Source organism: Kineothrix sp. IPX-CK, from assembly GCF_039134705.1.
GTDB classification, from domain to species: Bacteria; Bacillota; Clostridia; order Lachnospirales; family Lachnospiraceae; genus Kineothrix; species Kineothrix sedimenti.
In genome coordinates, this window is sequence record NZ_CP146256.1 from 2,433,201 (window position 1) to 2,451,740 (window position 18,540).

Consider the following 18,540-nt stretch of genomic DNA (forward strand, 5'->3'; position numbering starts at 1 on the left):
GTAAAACTTTTTAATTAAAACAGGGAGCCCTGCAGGTAAGAATAATTTCTCCTGCATGACTCCCTTGTCTTTTTTTTATTTCACATTTCTATAATTGCTCATCCGCAAATGTTAATGCTTCCTCTAATGCACCAAACATTTCTTCCAACTGTACTTCTGTAATGATAAGCGGAGGAGCTATCATGATTGTCGCTCCATGTCCGAAGGTTGCGAGTCCGAATTTATATAGATTCGCGATCATTTGGGATAAAAACGGCTTTCCGTCCTTGCCCTTTAGCATACTCGTATGCTTCTCCCTATCGGTCACAAACTCTATCGCACCAAACAATCCAATATATCTGACATCACCGATCGCCAAGTGTTTTTCTTTTAATTTTTCCATCCCCTGAGCAAATTTTCCGGCCAATGTCTGAACATTAGTTTTAATATCCAGCCTCTGGTACTCTCTGATGCACGCTATAGCGGCCGCGACTCCAAGCGCATGCGAATTATAGGTCAGTCCGCTTGGAAGTGCATGCACATCAAAATAGTCTGCAATTTTTTTATTGATTATTACTCCTCCCAAAGGTGCATATCCGCTATTAACTCCTTTTGCAAAAGTAATGATATCCGGTTCTATTCCCTCTGCCTGACAGGCAAACCACTCACCACATCTTAAAAAACCTGCCATAACTTCGTCACACACCATTACAATCTCATATTTATCACAGAGTTTACGAACTCCTTTCAAATACCCCTTCGGGTACAGATAAGTTCCGTTACTTCCGGTAACCGATTCTATAAACAAAGCTGCAATACTGTCGGAACCTTCCATAATAATCTGATATTCTAACCGACTCAGAAAATGTTTTGTTGCTTCTTCTTCTGTTGAGAACTGAATGTCATAAGTATATAAGTGCGGAGGTTGGAATTTAATGAATCCTGAAATGGTAGGAAACGGTGAAGAGCGTTCCGCCTCACCTGTTAAATTGGCTGCTCCATAGGTGGAACCGTGATAGGATTCATATTTTGAAAACACTTTATCTTTGCCGGTAAAAGCTTTTGCAAGCCGTATCGCATATTCGTTCGCATCGGCACCTCCTAGTGTAAATAAAACTTTTTCCATATTGGGGGGTGCGATTTCTTCGATTATTATTTTTCCCAGTTCGGCCCTCTTATCATAGGTATGCTTTGGTGCAATATACGGTAAAGCTGCCGCTTGCTCCTGGATGGCTTTAATAATATTCTCATTGTTAAAGCCAATGTTAACGTTAACTAATTGTGAACTTAAATCCATATATCGGATTCCGTCATAGTCCCACATATAGATACCTTCCGCTTTTTCTATTACCAGCGGTTTAAATTTCTCTTGTGCTACCCAGGTGAAAACAGTATATTTTTTAGAATCATTAAATATTTCCTCTCTATTCATGGTATCCTCCTGCATTTATGGTAAGCCTTAATAACTATGTCTCTAATGGCTTTTCTTTTTTGGCTGTTATGCCCTGCCTATTTAAGTCATATTAGCATTGGTTTTTCTCTGGTTATTGTAAAAAGTAGCCCTAATATATAAAACAAGCCCGGCTAAAACGTAACCTTTATGCCGAAATACACGCAATTAATAAATTTTTCCATATCTTCCGGAGATACTTTAATTGGATTAACAACTGTTGCTCCCTTCATGGAATTTTGCAAAATCTCATGAAAATCTCTCTTAAACTCTTCTTCTGTGATTCCAATATCTGCAATGCATGCTGGAATATCCAGTTCGCGATTCATTTGCTTAACACCTTCTATAATATCCTTTTCCAGTATACGGGATAATTTTGTGTACTTAGCAGCAACCTCTGCATCCTTTTTATTATAATTCATTGAGTACGGAAGAATTATGGCATTAACAAGTCCGTGTGCAAGATTATATTTCCCCCCAAAAGCATGTGACACGCCGTGTACCATACCAAGTCCCGCATTGGAAAATGCCATACCGGCCATACATTGGAAATTATGGATTTTTTCTCTGCTTTGCACAGTTCCTTCTTTATACGAAATTGGCAGCCATTCCATGATACCTTCAATAGCTTCCTTAGCAAGGGCATCCGTGAAATCATTTCCATTTTTGTTTATGTATGCTTCCAGTGCATGGGTTAAGGCATCCATTCCTGTTTCAGCAACGATATGAGCGGGTAATGTTACAGGAAGATTCGGATCCAATATGGCAATATCCGGTCTTATATGTTCGGTTTTAATCGCTAATTTGAACTGTTGTTCTTCCAATGTAATAACGCTGACTTGTGTTACTTCTGATGCTGTTCCTGATGTGGAAGGTATGGCTATCAATTTAGTTTTTAAATTTTTATCCTCAAGAGACATAGAAAATACAGTATCCCAGGTTATTTCCGGATGCTCATAGAAAAGAAGCATAACTTTTGCGGCATCAATCGCAGATCCTCCGCCGAGCGCCAATACGACATCCGGTTTTTCTTTATGAAAAAATGCAACGCCTTCTTCCACCTGTCTGGTTGTGGGATTTTTACTGATTCCACTGTATAAAACAACCTCACATGCTTCTCTATGCATAATCGCTTTTACTCTATCGATGACACCTGTTCTTACCATGGATTGACCGCCGGTTACAATAACCGCCTTTTTATACTCTATATTTCTCAAATAATCAAGTGCATCTCTTCCCGTGATCAGTGCCGTTTTGGTAAATACAATTTTCTTCATACCTATTGTCTTCCTTTCTGCCAGCTGCTTGTATGGTCTTTGTAATAGTGCGAAAAAGAGCAATATCATCTGTAAGACATTGCTCCTTTTCTTTTTATAGAATCATAATATAATTGTTTTTATAAAAGTAATTGTAAAAAATCGGCTAATCCGATTTTTAAAATATTATACAAAATTTATATCCTGTATTTTTTTCATAGCATTCGGTGTAAATGAAGAAAACTTCTTAAAGTCGTGAATAAAGTGAGCTTGATCATAATATCCCAATTTACTGTAGATATCATCTTCTCTTTGAAGTCTGATATATCGTAAACTTTCCTGTAAACGAACAATATTGGCATAATTCTTAATGGACAAACCCACGTTGCTTTTAAAGACGCGGTTTGTATAACGGTGACTGTACCCTAAGGTTTCAACCATATCACCTATAATTACATTTCCGTGCTCTTTTTCAATCTTATTAATAATATGTTTGGTAATGATGTTCTCATTGGTTATCATTGCATTTTCAAGCAGGGATAACATACAATCCGCCTTTTGCTCCAAGGGTAAATCAAAGCTTATCATATCCTCCATCTCCGGTATCCTGAGAAAAGATTCTATAGGAATTCTGTTGCTGATAATATCCTCCATAAACCCTTTAAAGCATGACGGAACAACCCCTCTGATCAATCTTCCGCCAAAGCATTTGTCATATTCTGTAAGAAGAGAGGTTCCTCCTTCACGAAAACTTCCTACTATCAATACCTTCAGCTTGTTATTTCTCCATAGGCATTGAATGTCAATGCTTCCATCCGGTATGGTAATTAATTTATCATTACACGGATTATCAATTTCATAGAATTTTTCAAACAAATTACCGTTTGCGATCACTTCCTGATAATTGATATTGCGCTTAATGCAAAATGTCTTCATTTTCATAAGCATCACTCCTTAGAAAAATTCTGATAATAGGATATACTTATCAATTTAATGAAAATAAAAAAGCAAGAACGTTTATTTTAACGCCCTTGCTTGAAAATTTTATATCATATTATTTTTAATATGTCAATAACAAAATATTTCTAAAGGATTCATCACCATCTTTCATACCGGACGATTTCTTCCAACTCTTTCCTTGGCCTCTGCTTTGGTGTTTCATCACCATATCCCAGCGTAATTATTCCGCACACATATTTATCTTCCGGAATATTCAAGATAGATCTGACATCATCTTGTTCAAACCATGCCGTCCAGCACGTTGCCAATCCTAAATGCTCCGCTTCAAGCAAAATATGCTCCATCGCAATGGCTGTATCCCTGATAATTTGCTTGAGCTCCGGTTCAGGACTGTTCTCATCCAGCCTTACGCTGATACCTTCCGAAATACGACAACGAATATCCGCTACACACACGACAAATACAGGGGCTGTCATCATCCACTGTTGTTGGTGATCAGCATTTGATAATTTCTCTTTCATTTCCTCTGATTCAACTACAATGAACACCCAAGGCTGCGTATTGCTTCCGGATGGTGCCAATCTGGCGCTTTCTAATATTTGGACAAGCTTCACTTTTTCAACTTTTTTATTAAGATATTTACGGATGCTCCTTCTGCTTTCTATTTGTTCTAACATGGTAATCTCCTTTACTAATATGTCAACACCTCATAACCGGTCTCGGTAACTAATACTGTTTTTTCCCATTGAGCAGAAGGCTTCCCGTCAGCGGTACGAACAGTCCAATTATCAGATTTATCCGTTACTATATTGGATTTTCCCATATTTATCATAGGTTCTACCGTAAAAACAAGCCCCGGAACTAAGAGCATTCCAGTTCCTTTCTTTGTTACATAACCGACCCAGGGTTCTTCGTGAAATTGCAGACCAATACCATGGCCTCCGATTTCTCTAACAACAGAATACCCATTTCCCCTTGCATGGTCATGAACCGCTTGCCCAACATCTCCAAGAAATCCCCACGGTTTTACTTGTTCAATGCCAAGCTCCACACACTCTTTCGCAACATCAACCAGTTTTTGTTTCCCGGCAGAAACATCACCAATGCAAAACATGCGTGAAGAATCCGAAAAAAAACCATTGAAAATTGTAGACACATCAATATTTACAATATCCCCGTTTCGCAATAATATACGATCAGAGGGTATACCATGACACACAACATCATTGATCGAGATACACACGCTCTTGGGGTAACCGTTGTAATTAAGTGTTGCCGGAACTCCTCCCAATTCCTTGGTTTTCTCAAAGATGAGCCGGTCAAGTTCTTCCGTAGTGACTCCATCAGCCACATAATTTGTAATAAAATCCAGCAAAGCGATGTTTCGTTTGCTGCTTTCCCGCATACCTTCAATCTGCTGTTTTGTTTTAAGCAATTTCCGATGAGGTACTTCACATCCCTTTAAGCGGTAAATTTCAATTTGCTCTTCAATAGGGCCATGACATTTCTTATATTTCCGACCGCTGCCACACCAGCAGAGATCATTTCTTCCAAATTTATCAGACATTTTATCTCCTCACATCTATAAATTCGGAGGGAGCAATATGCCCTAAAGGGAATCCGGCAGAAAACCGAAAGCATTCCGATATTGGCGCGGCGAACATTGAAACGCTTTAGAAAAAGCTCTGGCAAACGATTCAGATGACGAGTATCCGTATCGGAACGCAATATCAATTATTTTGTCATTGGTTACGCAAAGATCATAAGCGGCACCTTTTAATTTACATTGAGCAAGAAACTGTTTATATGTCATACCCATGTGCTCCCGAAACTTCGTAGAGCAGTAATACGGCGAATATCCAACATATGATGACATATCCTGCAGACTCGGATTTTCCGTTATGTTATTTTCTACCCACTTTGCCATTGTTTCTATTGTTTGTACAGACATTTGCTTCACTCCTTTTTACAGTATATCAATTTCAGCAGACAATTACATGATATAAGTTGCACATATGAAATAATATATCGATAATCTCCATAATTTGAATACAGCAAGAGTTAAGAATGCCTCTAATTATAAAAAGTCTTAAAAATATATAATACGCTATTCCTGATGCGGCAAATTAATGACAGTTACCTTAGGTCTGGACATAGACTCAATGGAATAACGAATTCCCTGCGTACCAATCCCGGAAGCTTTTACTCCAAGAAACGGGAAGTGATCGGGACCTCTTTCCGTTTTGTTATTCACTTGAACAGTGCCTACCTCTAATTTGTCTGCCACATAAAAGGCATCATTGATATTCTGCGTAAACACTGCAGATTGAAGTCCGTATTCGGATGCATTTGCTATCTCTATTGCCTCGTCTTTATCTTTCACACGTATGATCGGAAGCACAGGACCAAATGGTTCTTCCCAGGCAATTCTCATGTCAGTCGTAACGTAATCGAACAAAGTCGGAGTGATAATATTTCCTTCTCTGTTCCCTCCAACGAGCAGCTTAGCACCTTTTTCTTTCGCATCATCTATCAATTCACATACAAAATCCGCTGCCTTCGAACTGATTAATGGTACAATATCAACATCCTTTTCTAATGGATTCCCATAGGCTAACTTTTCCATCTTAGACATTATCTTTTCTACCAATTGATCTGCTATTTGATCTACTGCTAAAATTCGCTTAACTGCAGTACATCTTTGACCGGAATAAGAATACCCTCCCGCAACAATATTATTGGCTGTCAAATCTAAATCCGCGTCTTCCAAAACAATAGCGGCATCCTTTCCGCCAAGTTCCATCAACAGCGGTACCATATTAGTTATTTGTGAAATATGCTGCCCAACTTCTGTACTGCCGGTAAAATTAATAAAATTAATTCCCGGATGAGTAGTGATATAATCTCCTATTTCACTGCCTTTTCCGGTAACAGTATTTAAAACCCCGTCAGGAACTCCCGCTTCCTGAAAAGCTCTTGCTAAATATAGTCCGCATAAGCTGCCTTGAGTTGCCGGTTTTAAAATAACAGAATTCCCAGCCATCAATCCTGGCGCAATCTTAGATGCAGCCAAATTCACAGGATAGTTAAATGGAGAGATCGCTAAAACAACTCCAAGAGGTTCTCTTCTTACAATCGAAACTTTATTTGTTTTTCCCCCCGGAAAACTATCCCCCGGAATGCTTTCGCCGGAAATATTCTTGGCGGTATCTGCCGTAAACTTGATGAAATCGGCCGTTCTTTCCACTTCGGAAAGACCGCTCTTTCTGTCTTTTGCTATTTCTTTTACCATGAGGCCGGCCAGTTCCTCCTTGTTTTTCAGAAGAATATCAGCTGCATGATACAAAATTTCCGCTTTTTCATCTATTGTCACATGCTTCCAGTCCTTCTGCGCTTCCTTTGCCGCTTGTACCGCCAAATCCACCTCATTTTTTGTCATTGCAGGTACACTTCCAATAACTGAATTATCAATAGGGGATGTTACAGTAATATACTTACCGTCTTTACTCTCAACCCATTCACCATTTATGAGATTTCTATATAGATTATTATCATCCTTGATTAAAGTCATCATTTTATTTCCTCCTGTCATTCACCTTGCAAAAAGTTATAAATGAATATGTTAATAGTTAAAAGATATTCTAACATATAGTTAATTTATGTCAATAAGGCACTAATTAGTAAGATAGTACCGAAAAGTTACTATATGCCTTAAGGTTGATGTCATGCACTTTTATCCAACAATTCAATCAAGTGCAAAATGTAACCAAATGTGACATGAGCTCGATTTATTGAATATACTGTTATAGACTTATTCTCATCGATGTGATTCAAATTGAAAAATTGTAAGAGGTAAAGTTAACAATGAATAATATGATACCATTATCAGTTATCAATAGACAAGATTTTACTTTACTTTATTTTGACCTTAATGACGTTAAAACACCCGAAAGAATCGACAAGGCATATATTTTGAGTAACAACTATTGCGGAGATGCTGCCGAAAAACCAGTGGAGGTTTTTATAAATGATTCCTTATCCGAAGAAGATTACGAGTTTCTAAATGATTCCTTAAAAGGGGCAAGGACTTATGGACAATCCGGCAATGTTATAGCAGATATAAGTGAAAATGTTAAAATGTTAGTATCGGAATATATTCCCAATTGGGGGATTACTATTAAAAAACAGCTTCAAAATCCAAGACTGATGATTACTTACCACAAGGATACAATCTACCCAAACTGTGAATGTAATCCCTTCTTTGATAAGGAGATTTTTCTTTCAGGTTACAACCATAATATCCAATCGCCGTGGTTTTGTACCGCTTACTCTCAAACAATTACTTTTTTTGCTCAAAACGCCGGATGTAATGATATTGCGATTTATCTTCAATATAGTCCGGATCGTGTCCGTTCTGTAAACGATCCGCAGCAGCTGATAATCAGACCGGAAGAAACAGTGGATATTATTCCCTATAAATTCTCGAAATTTACACGTATGGCCGCCCATTCGGAGCATAAGCAAATTGCTCTGCGCATGTGGTTCCAAACGCAGCTGACGAACCACTAATATATGTCCTGCATATTATGTATTATCCTCTTTTATGAGGAAATAACCTTGGAGGAAAATTATGAACAATCTAGTTTTTAATACAACTGCCAGCCAGTTATTATCCAGCGTATATGGCTATAACCAAGGTACCGGGACATTACAACTCTTGCAACTAAATTCGGCAGGCGAACTACTTGTCGCCTCCGCTTCCATGACGGTGGCAGGTGACGTAACCATCACCAATGCCCTGCTCACCGTGGCCGGCGATGTAACAATCGCTAACCCGATCACCATTGCCAACGGCAGCCTGACTGTAAACGGTGAAATTTCGGTCGAGGGTGACGTAACCATCACTAATGCCCTGCTTACCGTGGCCGGCGATGTGACGGTTGCTAACCCGATTACCATTGCCAATTCCAATTTGACAGTTTTGGTTCAGGGTAATGAGTTCTTCTCGGCAACCGACCCTCACAATGGTGCATCCTCAACAGGTATTGCACTTGCCGCGACAGATATCTCGCAATTGAGAACCGCCACCATGTTCGTCAACAATACGGGAACAAACGCCATTACTGTAACCCTTCAAATCAGTCCTGACGGAGTGATTTATTTCGATGACGTAAAATATGATGACGTATTAGTCGCAGGTGGATCGTATACCATCATGGTCGTAGAAACATTTGCGCAGTATGCTCAGATCAGCTATGACGCCGGAACCCTTGCAACCTTTACGGCTTATTATAACGGCCAGGCTTAAAAGAATGTATGATTTGAAAAGAGCCACGGAGTGTTGCTCCGTGGCTTATATCACATTTGCATGTGAGTAAGAAGGTTGAAAGGAGCATGGATATAAATATGAAAACATTAAGTCTTTGCATTATCGTAAAAAATGGAGAAAAATATATAGAACAGTGTATTGAAAGCGTATTCCAGGCTGTATCCGAGGTAATTGTAGTAGATACAGGTTCCACAGATAACACTCTTGCCTGTATACAGCGGTTTCACCCGCAAATTTTTCATTATGAATGGGATGATAATTTTGCCGATGCCCGCAACTTTTCCCTGCAGCAGGCAACATGTGATTTTATTCTGGTTTTGGATGCCGACGAAGTTCTATATCCAGAAGATTTGCCAAAACTGATAGCACTTCTGGAAACCACAACTGCCGATGGAATATCTATATTGTTTCATAACTTTACAGATGAAAAATCCGAGGAAATCTTTAATACACATATAGGTTTACGTTTATTTAAAAATGGATGCTTCCACTATGAAGGCGCAATCCATGAGCAGCTGACTTTTAATCAAACCGAAAAAAAACCGTTTTTGGAAATTTCCGAGTTAAGACTTAAGCATTATGGGTATCTGAAATCCAACGCCGGATTAAAAAAACACAACCGCAACATTCCCATCTTGCAGACGATGCTGGACAAAAATCCCAATGATGCTTTTCATCTATTCAATATGGGCAATGAATATATGAGTTTGGAGGATTACACAAAGGCACTTGACTACTTCGAAAAAGCAGATCAGCACAAAGATATTTCTATGGCATATTCACCACATCTGATATACAGACGTGCCACCTGCCTGCACAACATGAAACGGAATGAAGAAAGCCTAACGGTTCTTGCTGATGGCCTTCGCTGTTATCCTGCCTGTACGGATATGGAATATCTCCGTGGAATCATACTCAAAAAAATGAAACGTTTTACTTTGGCTCTGGATAGTTTCAATAAATGTCTTTCTATGGGTGAACCTCCTCCCACACTGCACTTTTTTAATGAAACCTCTAATTTCAGGCCTTTAATTGAAATGGCAGAAATCTATTTCCTTATGGATGATTACAATAAATCGTTGGATTGCTACATGAAAGCAATGCGTGCGAACGGAAAAAAATATCATGTAATATATGAAATCGGCAAAGTCTTAAACAAAATATTGGCCGATAGAGACCGTGTCGCCGAGAACCTGCGTAATCTCTATGCCGATCACCGTTTTAAGGCCAATGTAATGGTCACTACCGATGTTCTGCTCAATGAAAGAATGCCTGAGCAGGCCCGAAGCGAATTTGAAGAGTATATGAACGAAGACGGAAACTTGGATGCAGATATATATTTTCTCAGAGGAAGGCTGTTGTTCTGCAATAAAGAATATGAAAAGGCATTTAAGTCGTTTGCCGAATGTATAGCTTCCGATACGTTAAAAGGAATACTGCCTAATGCAAGAAGCCGCTCGTTTGAATATATGACGGCTTGCTGTGTACTTTGCAGACAACTAAAGGACGACTTTCTCAGTATAGCCCGCACGGTGGAAGAAAAGACCGAACGCATAATATATTTGGCTTTTATAGAAGCACATGGCGAACCGCTGGAGAAAGAATCCCTTTCAACAATTGCGTCGGTATTATCAATTGTTCTATCGACAAATGAATACCAGGTATTTGAGGACGTTTTGAGCATCCTCAACCTTGTAGAAGGAGACGAAGCTCTGTTGGCTTTGGCAGAGGTCTATTATCACAATAATTACCATGATATGGCAGTTAAGACTATCCTGAGATCCGTTAAGGAGCTGGACTGTATTAATTCAACAGCCGTTTCGATATTAAACAAAGAATTTATTCTATAATGATTTTTATGGAAATAATCTTTATGGACGATTGATTTGCTTAACCTCTTACCCGATACACGCTGCAATCAGCAGACCGGTCCAGAAATCCGTATTCGATTAATGCCCGCCGTATCGTTGAAAAATCGTCATAAATTCTTTCCAGGATTCTGTTTACTTCAGCTTCACTGTATTCCTGCTCCGGCCTAAAGTTATTTGCAATTTCCCTCAAAACAATAATCTTCTTTTTTTCCTTTGCAGGAAATTGCTTGATGGCGCCGGTTTCATCCATATAAGCCCTAATTGTCTTTTCTCTCTCCACATCGGTAATATTGTATCTGTCATCAATCATCGTTGCGGCGGCGTGAAGCTCTTCGATGATACCAATATCCGATTGATCTATGGAACGATTCGTCTTCTCTTCCAGTGAATTCATAAGAGAGAGAAAGACTTTCGCCTGTTTTTCCTTTTCTCTCAGTTTAAAACGATGATTTCTTACTGTAGAAGGGGCGATCCCGACGCTTTGAGAAATCACTTTATCGTCTTTTCCTTCGGACATCAATTTCAACACTTGCTGCTGTACCTCCGATATTCCGCTAGAGGAAGGACTTTGCTCCAATATATAATCTACTGTAAAGCCATGCTCTGTCGCTCGATGTTCGTTAACCGCACCGAAGGCATCATATAAATTCTCGTTTATCGTAAAGATTGAGCCCTTTTTAAATTTTCTGCCGCACAGAGTACATGTATAGAAACCTCTCTCTTCCTTATAGCCTGACACAATCTCTTCTATGCTTGAATTCCAAATACAATACTTCTCTTCCACAGCTTGCGCTCCTCCTAACCTTCATATTTATGATTATTAATCTTATATTTTATAATTATACAACTATATTTACATAATGTCTATATATAAGCAAACATTATTTTGAATCGTTTATAAAAAGGTGCAGTCTGAAATATCATAAGAAACTACCTGAAGGATATTATAAATCACATCATTCACTTGAAGAACATTATCTCATGGGGCCGGAATATAGCGCAAATCGCAAAATAAGGGAAGCCGTAACGGCTTCCCTTACCTTATTAAAAATTTTATATCGCTTCTTTTTATCTTTTTCTGCTTTCGAAATCTTCAACAAACTGAACAATCAGGTTGGTAGTCCCTTCGACTCCCAGTACGCTGCTGTTAATACACAGATCATAGCTGTCTGCGCGGCCCCATTTCTTTGAAGAATAATAATTATAATAGCTCTGACGCTGTTTATCCTTTTTCGCCATCATATCCTTCGCTTTTGCTTCTGTTAAATTATATTTATTCATAATACGTTTTACCTTAGTCTCTTCATCACCGTAAATAAATAAGTGAACGCAGTTCTTGTAATCGCTGAGAGCATAATCTGCACAGCGGCCGACAATAATGCAGGGGCCTTCGTCGGCAATCTTTTTAATCGTATTGAATTGGGCGAGAAATACCTTATGACTGATTGGCATATCCACGAAAGAAGATGCATTATAGCCAAACGAATATGTATCCATAACCAAATTATAAAGGAAGGAATTCGTCGGCCTTTCATCGTGTGTCTGGATCATTTCTTCACAAAAACCGCTTTCTTGCGCTGCCCTTGTGAGCAGCTCCTTATCATAGCAAGGAATATTAAAACATTTTGCTACCTGCTCCCCTATTTCTCTTCCTGCTGAGCCGAATTGTCTCGCGATCGTAATAATTGTATCCATACTCATTCCTCCATTCTATTGCTATTGATATAATCAACGATAAGGCTAAGATTATAATTATTATATATATTATATATAATTGACTCTAAAAATTCAATAAATATACAATTTTAACACGTTTTATTTGTGCAAATCACCTTGAGTTTACATAATTATTTTATGTCAACTATTATTCATTTTACCTCATTATCTGAAATTGACTGCATAAAAACACAAATTAAAAAGTCAATATTATACAAGAAGAAATCATCAAGTTGTGCTACAATCTATACGAAATACATAGGAGGATAATATTATGACAGACCGGGAACAACGCTTAGTGCGTTACGATAATGAATTAAAAATTGAAGCACATCAATTCAACGGAATAATGCAAAAATTCCCAAATCACTTCCATGAATACTATGTAATCGGTTTTGTGGAAGGAGGGAGTCGGCATCTATCCTGTAAGAATAAAGATTACACTATAGGAGCAGGTGATTTGTTGCTATTTAATCCATTAGATAATCATACCTGCCAACAAATTGATGATAAACCTCTCGACTGGAGAAGCATCAATATCAATGAGAATATAATGAGGGAAACAGCCGTACAAATTACCGGTATGGACTATCTTCCCCAGTTTACCACTACGGTGGCATACCATAGTGAAATCGTCCCGTCTTTACGCGAGCTTCATGGATTGATTATGGAGCAGAGGAAAGATTTTGAAAAGGAGGAAATTTTCTTTTTCCTCATTGAACAGCTAATTACAGAATTCACCGGACCCGAAAAAGAAAAACGCACAGAAGTAAGTGCGGAAATTCAAGAGTCCTGCTATTATATGGAAAACCATTATACCGAATTAATAACATTAGATGATTTAAGCAGGCTGTCCAATTTAAACAAATACACTTTGCTAAGAAACTTTACAAAGCAAAGAGGAGTCACACCATACCAATATCTTGAAACTATCCGGATAAGCGAAGCAAAAAAGCTGCTGGAAGAAGGCATAGATCCCATGGATGCCGCCTTACAGACAGGTTTTGCAGATCAAAGCCATTTCACAAAATTTTTCAAGAAACTAATCGGACTTACTCCAAAACAATATGGGGATATATTTAAGGAAAACAGAGACTAGACCTTAAGCGAGGAGCACATAAATAATATATGAGAACGAACAAAGAAATTGCCGGACATCTTTTGGCCGCCATTACAGTTTTAATATGGGGAACAACTTTTATATCAACAAAAATATTACTCGTAAGCTTTACTCCCATTGAAATATTATTTTACCGTTTCGCCATAGGACTGATCGCATTAACAGTAGTTTTTCCATATAGGTTAAAATGGACAAGAATAAGACAGGAAATCTTTTTTGCCAGTGCAGGCTTATGCGGGGTTACGCTTTATTTCCTCTTGGAAAATATTGCTTTGACCTATACGCTTGCATCCAATGTCGGAGTGATTATTTCTATTGCACCGTTTTTCACGGCACTACTTTCCCATCGTTTTTTGGGTAATGAGAAGCTAAGGATAAACTTCTTTATTGGATTCGTTATTGCTATGATAGGAATTATCCTTATCAATTTTAACGGAAGCATGATTTTGAAACTGAATCCGGTCGGAGATCTGTTAGCGGTAATTGCAGCTCTTGTATGGGCACTTTATTCAATACTTACAAGAAAAATCAGCCAATTCGGGTATAACACAATACAGACTACCCGAAGAATATTTCTTTACGGAATACTTTTTATGCTTCCTGCTCTTTTTGTATTCCCTTTTGAATGGAAAATAGAAAAGTTCACACAGCCTATTATTGTATTCAATATTTTATTCCTTGGATTAGGAGCATCGGCCCTTTGCTTTGTTACATGGAATACGGCAGTTAAGCTGTTAGGAGCAATAAAAACGAGCATTTACATTTACATGGTTCCAGCTATTACCGTAATCACATCGATTCTTGTATTAAATGAAATAATCACATGGATTGCCGCTTGCGGAACGTTACTTACATTGGCCGGACTATTCATATCTGAAAGAAAAACACTATTTTTCTATAGAATTTCAAGTAAATGCGTAAAATAATCAGGCAATGGTGCATTCGTTTCGATATACTTTAAGCTTCGCGGATGAACAAATCCAAGCGTTTTCGCATGAAGGCACTGTCCCTCCAGCTTAAAAGGCGATTTCCGGTTGCCGGCGTACACCTCGTCCCCCAGCAGAGGATGTCCTATGCTGGCCATATGGACGCGGATCTGATGGGTTCTTCCGGTCTCCAACATACATTCGATATAAGTATATCCATTGAATCTTTTTAATACCTTATAGTGAGTAACAGCATACTTCCCGTTTTTTTCATTAACGGCCATTCTCTTGCGGTCGGTAGGATGTCTTCCCACGGGAGCATTTACGGAACCTTCCTCCTCCTTTATCACCCCATAACAAATGGCGTGATATTTTCTTACGATAGAATGTTCTTTAAGCTGGCATGCGATGTGGTTATGAGAAAAGTCGTTCTTGCAAATGATAACGGAACCGGTAGTATCCCGGTCAATTCTATGAACAATGCCCGGACGCATCACACCGTTAATACCGGAAAGCTCTCCATGGCAATGAAACATGACCGCATTTACCAAAGTATTGTTGTAATGTCCTGCCGCAGGATGGACGACCATGCCCTTGGGTTTATTCACAACGAGAACATCCGCATCCTCATAGAGAATATCCAGCGGAATATCCTCCGGCAGTATATCAGGCTCCTCGGCAGGCGGCACATCAAAGCGTATTTCATCGTCGACCTTCACCTTGTAATTCGCTTTGACGACGATACCATTTACTGTGATCTTTTCATCCTTTAACAGCTTTTGTATATAAGAGCGCGACAAAGAATCGATAAGCACGCTTAAGCACTTATCAATCCTCTCATCTCCCATATCCTCGTTTATTTGAAAACAAAGCTGACCGCTGTCTTGAATCATCTATTTCAGTTCCCTGTACTTATTTTGTTTGAAATTGAGGAAATTTAAGTCCTCTTCCTTATAATAAAAAAGCAATAATATAAAAAGCACTACCGAGGCCATTGTCACATACATATCAGCTACATTAAATATGGGAAAATTGATACATACGAAATAAATAAAATCCACCACATAATCCAAACGGATACGATCTATCATATTTCCTGCCGCACCTCCCGCAATCGTCACGAGAAGAATATGCAAAAACGTATACCGGCGGCCGCCAGGAGTCTTATAAAGAATATAAACGATTGTACATAAAAATATGATTCCGACAAATAGAAACAAAACCTTTTGATTTTGCAAAAGCCCAAACGCTGCGCCCCTGTTCTCCAGATAATTGAATTCCAAGATGCCTTCAATCACACTGTAAGCTGGCTGGTGCCTTAATTTAAGGACTGCAAAGTATTTGGAAAGCTGATCCGTGGCAATCAGCACGCTTAAAAGAAATACATCGAAGACAAGCAATTTTTTCTTTGACTTACTCATGAAAAATCCTCACGTTTCTTTGAATCGATAAGTATTTATGCGTACTTATCAATTATTATTCAGACATATCCTCTTCGTTAAAGCTGATTTCCTCTACCGCCGCTTTAATATCTTCCTCCGTGACACTCATATCGATAACGGCTTTTCCTACTTTTTTGAGAAGGACAAATTTAATCTTACCAGCGTCCATCTTTTTATCTGATTTTGTAAGGGCCGTTATTTCCTGCGAATCGATGTCTTCTATGGAAATCGGTAAATTGAAGGGCACGAACATATCCCTGATTTCATAATACTCCTCCATAGACAAAAGCTCGTGCTTCCATGAAATGAAAGCTGCCGCCACACATCCTAAGGCGACGCATTCCCCATGGTAAAGCTCAAAATTTTTCGCTTTTTCTATAGCATGTCCAATCGTATGTCCGAAGTTAAGGAGAGCCCTGTCTCCCATCTCCTTCGGGTCCTTTTCCACCACCGCTTTTTTGATGGAACAGCTCTTAATTACCATCTCCTCCAAGACGGAAGGCTCTCTCTCGCATATCTCATACATGTTATTAAGCAGCCACTCATAAAAAATATGGTCGCGAATCAAACCATGTTTCATAATTTCAGCAAAACCAGAGTAATATTGCCGTTCCTCCAGGGTCTTAAGCGCAGAAACATTCATATAAACCAGCTTGGGCATATGAAAAGCTCCCACCATGTTCTTGTACCCGTCAAAATCGACACCGGTCTTTCCGCCGATGCTGCTGTCCGCTTGTGCCAAGAGCGTGGTCGGAATCTGTATGAAATCGATTCCGCGCAAATAAGTTGCTGCAGTGAAGCCGGTCAGGTCTCCGACAACGCCGCCGCCCAATGCGATGAGCAAATCCTTTCTATCGAACTCTTCTTCAATAAGAAAGGTATAGGCTTTCTTCACCGTATCCAGCGTCTTGTTCTGTTCTCCCGCAGGGAAAGAAAAAACTACAGCTTTCTTACATTTATCCTTTATTAAATCCAAGATAGTCTGTGCATATAAGGCCTCCACCGAAGAGTCCGTCACAATGCAGAGCCGCCTGTTCCCAGTTCCAAGCTCTTCCAGTTCAAAAGCAAACTCGTCAAAGGTCTGCGAAAATACAATATCATAACAAGGCTTTTTTTCATAATTTATGGTCAATCTCTGGGCCATACATTTTTCCTCCGGCTTACATTATATAAAAACTTCCCTGATAAAAAGGGAAGTTTTCAACTTTATTTATTAATAGGTACATCGAAAGCTCCTGATAACAGCTCTTGAAAGTCTCCTGAAATATCTACGCTCGCTGGAGTAATGATGAATATGTAGTGAGATATTTTCTGCAGGTTGCCGCTCATCGCGAAGCAGGAACCGGAGGTGAAATCAATGATCCGCTGAGCGATATCCACGTCCAGGCCTTCCAGATTAAGCACTACCGTTCTGTTGGCTAACAATGTCTCTGTAATCTCCCTCGCATCCTCCACGGAAGTAGGTTTGATTACGCACACCTCCATGCCTGCGCCTATCATCTTCCTCGGCTGTCTTGCCATTGGAGTGATCTTGGGCGAAGACTTTTTAGCAGAGACATCCTCTAATATCGGAGATTCTTCCTTGGGAACTACCGTCTTTTTAGAAGACTGGTGCTCGTCGGAATCATCATAATAATCCTCATCATAATAATCCTCATCTTCATCATTCAACTTCATATAGTTTAAAAATTTATCCATTACTCCCATCGTAATATCTCCTTAACTGTTATAATTCCTTTCGCCAAATATGCCTGTCCCAACTCGAACATAAGTCGCGCCCTCTTCAATCGCGACTTCGTAATCTCCAGTCATCCCCATCGACAAAACATTCATATTAACATTATCATTGTTTTTTTTCATTATGTCAACAGATAATTGGCGTAAGCTTACAAAGTATTGTCTGTTTTCTTCCGAATTTTCAACATATGGCGCTATCATCATCAAGCCTTCGACTTCTATCGACGGCAGCCTGGAAATATTTTCAAGAAGCCCAGCAGTCTCATCAATGCTCACCCCGAACTTGGTATCCTCCTGCGCAGCATTTACCTCTATAAGAATATGAGCGGTAACATTCTTCTTCACCGCTTCCTTACTTATTTCTTCCGCCAGCCTCAAAGAATCCACCCCATGAATAAGATAAGCCTTATCAACAATATACTTCACCTTATTCCGCTGAAGATGCCCAATCATATGCCATCTGATATCCTTCGGCATCTGCTCATACTTGTCCACCAGTTCCTGCACCTTATTCTCCCCAAAGTCCCTGCATCCACACTCATACGCCGCTTTCAGTGCCTCCACCGGCATCGTCTTGCTGACCGCTATAAGCATCACTTCCTCGATATTCCGATCAGAACGCTTGCAGGCACTAAGAATATTGTTCTCTACCACCTTTATATTATCGGCAATATAACCATAACCGATGCCACTCTTCTCAGTACACACCTTATCTTTATCCTCACCCATACCTATCTCCTTTCCTACACCACCA

Annotated in this window: 19 protein-coding genes; 5 read left to right on the top strand and 14 right to left on the bottom strand. The window is 39.3% G+C overall.

What is annotated here, in order from left to right:
- Positions 1-88 precede the first annotated feature (88 nt).
- From V6984_RS11815 to V6984_RS11845, 7 genes are all read right to left on the bottom strand, one after another.
- The gene (locus V6984_RS11815) at positions 89-1,411 is read right to left on the bottom strand and encodes an aminotransferase class III-fold pyridoxal phosphate-dependent enzyme (protein WP_342755838.1); all 1,323 of its coding nucleotides are present in this window, start codon (positions 1,409-1,411) and stop codon (positions 89-91) included.
- Between the two features lie 152 nt (positions 1,412-1,563).
- On the bottom strand, positions 1,564-2,706 hold the full coding sequence (locus V6984_RS11820; RefSeq protein ID WP_342755839.1) for an iron-containing alcohol dehydrogenase: 1,143 nt from the start codon (positions 2,704-2,706) through the stop codon (positions 1,564-1,566).
- Between the two features lie 165 nt (positions 2,707-2,871).
- On the bottom strand, positions 2,872-3,627 hold the full coding sequence (locus V6984_RS11825) for an AraC family transcriptional regulator (protein ID WP_342755840.1): 756 nt from the start codon (positions 3,625-3,627) through the stop codon (positions 2,872-2,874).
- 155 nt (positions 3,628-3,782) lie between these two features.
- On the bottom strand, positions 3,783-4,322 hold the full coding sequence (locus tag V6984_RS11830) for a nitroreductase family protein (RefSeq protein ID WP_342755841.1): 540 nt from the start codon (positions 4,320-4,322) through the stop codon (positions 3,783-3,785).
- A 14-nt stretch (positions 4,323-4,336) separates the two neighbouring features.
- Complete coding sequence (locus V6984_RS11835; RefSeq protein ID WP_342755842.1) at positions 4,337-5,212, bottom strand: methionyl aminopeptidase; 876 nt, start codon at positions 5,210-5,212, stop codon at positions 4,337-4,339.
- Positions 5,213-5,254: 42 nt separating this feature from the next.
- Positions 5,255-5,596 carry an AraC family transcriptional regulator gene (locus tag V6984_RS11840; protein ID WP_342755843.1) on the bottom strand — a complete coding sequence of 114 codons (342 nt, stop codon included), beginning with the start codon at positions 5,594-5,596 and terminating at the stop codon, positions 5,255-5,257.
- Between the two features lie 156 nt (positions 5,597-5,752).
- Positions 5,753-7,219: an NADP-dependent glyceraldehyde-3-phosphate dehydrogenase gene (locus V6984_RS11845; RefSeq protein ID WP_342755844.1), complete on the bottom strand. Its 1,467-nt coding sequence runs from the start codon at positions 7,217-7,219 to the stop codon at positions 5,753-5,755.
- 290 nt (positions 7,220-7,509) lie between these two features.
- Here V6984_RS11845 and V6984_RS11850 point away from each other — a divergent pair, with 290 nt between their 5' ends.
- From V6984_RS11850 to V6984_RS11860, 3 genes are all read left to right on the top strand, one after another.
- Positions 7,510-8,214, top strand: coding sequence for a DUF6385 domain-containing protein (locus tag V6984_RS11850; RefSeq protein ID WP_342755845.1), 705 nt, complete (start codon positions 7,510-7,512; stop codon positions 8,212-8,214).
- A 61-nt stretch (positions 8,215-8,275) separates the two neighbouring features.
- Positions 8,276-8,953: a DUF6385 domain-containing protein gene (locus tag V6984_RS11855; RefSeq protein ID WP_342755846.1), complete on the top strand. Its 678-nt coding sequence runs from the start codon at positions 8,276-8,278 to the stop codon at positions 8,951-8,953.
- Positions 8,954-9,051: 98 nt separating this feature from the next.
- Positions 9,052-10,824, top strand: a complete 1,773-nt coding sequence (locus tag V6984_RS11860) for a glycosyltransferase (RefSeq protein WP_342755847.1) — start codon at positions 9,052-9,054, stop codon at positions 10,822-10,824.
- A gap of 40 nt (positions 10,825-10,864) precedes the next feature.
- Here the strand turns inward: V6984_RS11860 and V6984_RS11865 are convergent, their stop codons facing one another.
- Together V6984_RS11865 and V6984_RS11870 are read right to left on the bottom strand one after the other, a co-directional pair.
- On the bottom strand, positions 10,865-11,629 hold the full coding sequence (locus tag V6984_RS11865; RefSeq protein WP_342755848.1) for a DUF2087 domain-containing protein: 765 nt from the start codon (positions 11,627-11,629) through the stop codon (positions 10,865-10,867).
- A 284-nt stretch (positions 11,630-11,913) separates the two neighbouring features.
- Positions 11,914-12,546, bottom strand: coding sequence for a cytidylate kinase-like family protein (locus V6984_RS11870; protein WP_342755849.1), 633 nt, complete (start codon positions 12,544-12,546; stop codon positions 11,914-11,916).
- Positions 12,547-12,832: 286 nt separating this feature from the next.
- On the opposite strand from V6984_RS11870, the gene V6984_RS11875 reads away from it, so the two are divergent.
- Together V6984_RS11875 and V6984_RS11880 are read left to right on the top strand one after the other, a co-directional pair.
- Positions 12,833-13,660: an AraC family transcriptional regulator gene (locus V6984_RS11875; RefSeq protein ID WP_342759994.1), complete on the top strand. Its 828-nt coding sequence runs from the start codon at positions 12,833-12,835 to the stop codon at positions 13,658-13,660.
- A gap of 29 nt (positions 13,661-13,689) precedes the next feature.
- Positions 13,690-14,607, top strand: a complete 918-nt coding sequence (locus tag V6984_RS11880) for a DMT family transporter (protein ID WP_342755850.1) — start codon at positions 13,690-13,692, stop codon at positions 14,605-14,607.
- Here V6984_RS11880 and V6984_RS11885 read toward each other — a convergent pair.
- From V6984_RS11885 to V6984_RS11905, 5 genes are all read right to left on the bottom strand, one after another.
- Positions 14,577-15,500, bottom strand: a complete 924-nt coding sequence (locus V6984_RS11885; RefSeq protein WP_342755851.1) for an RluA family pseudouridine synthase — start codon at positions 15,498-15,500, stop codon at positions 14,577-14,579. The two genes, V6984_RS11880 and V6984_RS11885, sit on opposite strands and share 31 nt — an antisense overlap.
- On the bottom strand, positions 15,501-16,028 hold the full coding sequence (gene lspA / locus V6984_RS11890; RefSeq protein ID WP_342755852.1) for a signal peptidase II: 528 nt from the start codon (positions 16,026-16,028) through the stop codon (positions 15,501-15,503).
- Positions 16,029-16,083: 55 nt separating this feature from the next.
- The gene (gene aroB, locus V6984_RS11895; RefSeq protein WP_342755853.1) at positions 16,084-17,193 is read right to left on the bottom strand and encodes a 3-dehydroquinate synthase; all 1,110 of its coding nucleotides are present in this window, start codon (positions 17,191-17,193) and stop codon (positions 16,084-16,086) included.
- Positions 17,194-17,255: 62 nt separating this feature from the next.
- Positions 17,256-17,756, bottom strand: a complete 501-nt coding sequence (locus V6984_RS11900; RefSeq protein WP_342755854.1) for a cell division protein SepF — start codon at positions 17,754-17,756, stop codon at positions 17,256-17,258.
- A gap of 12 nt (positions 17,757-17,768) precedes the next feature.
- Positions 17,769-18,515 carry a YggS family pyridoxal phosphate-dependent enzyme gene (locus V6984_RS11905; protein WP_342755855.1) on the bottom strand — a complete coding sequence of 249 codons (747 nt, stop codon included), beginning with the start codon at positions 18,513-18,515 and terminating at the stop codon, positions 17,769-17,771.
- Positions 18,516-18,540: the final 25 nt, after the last annotated feature.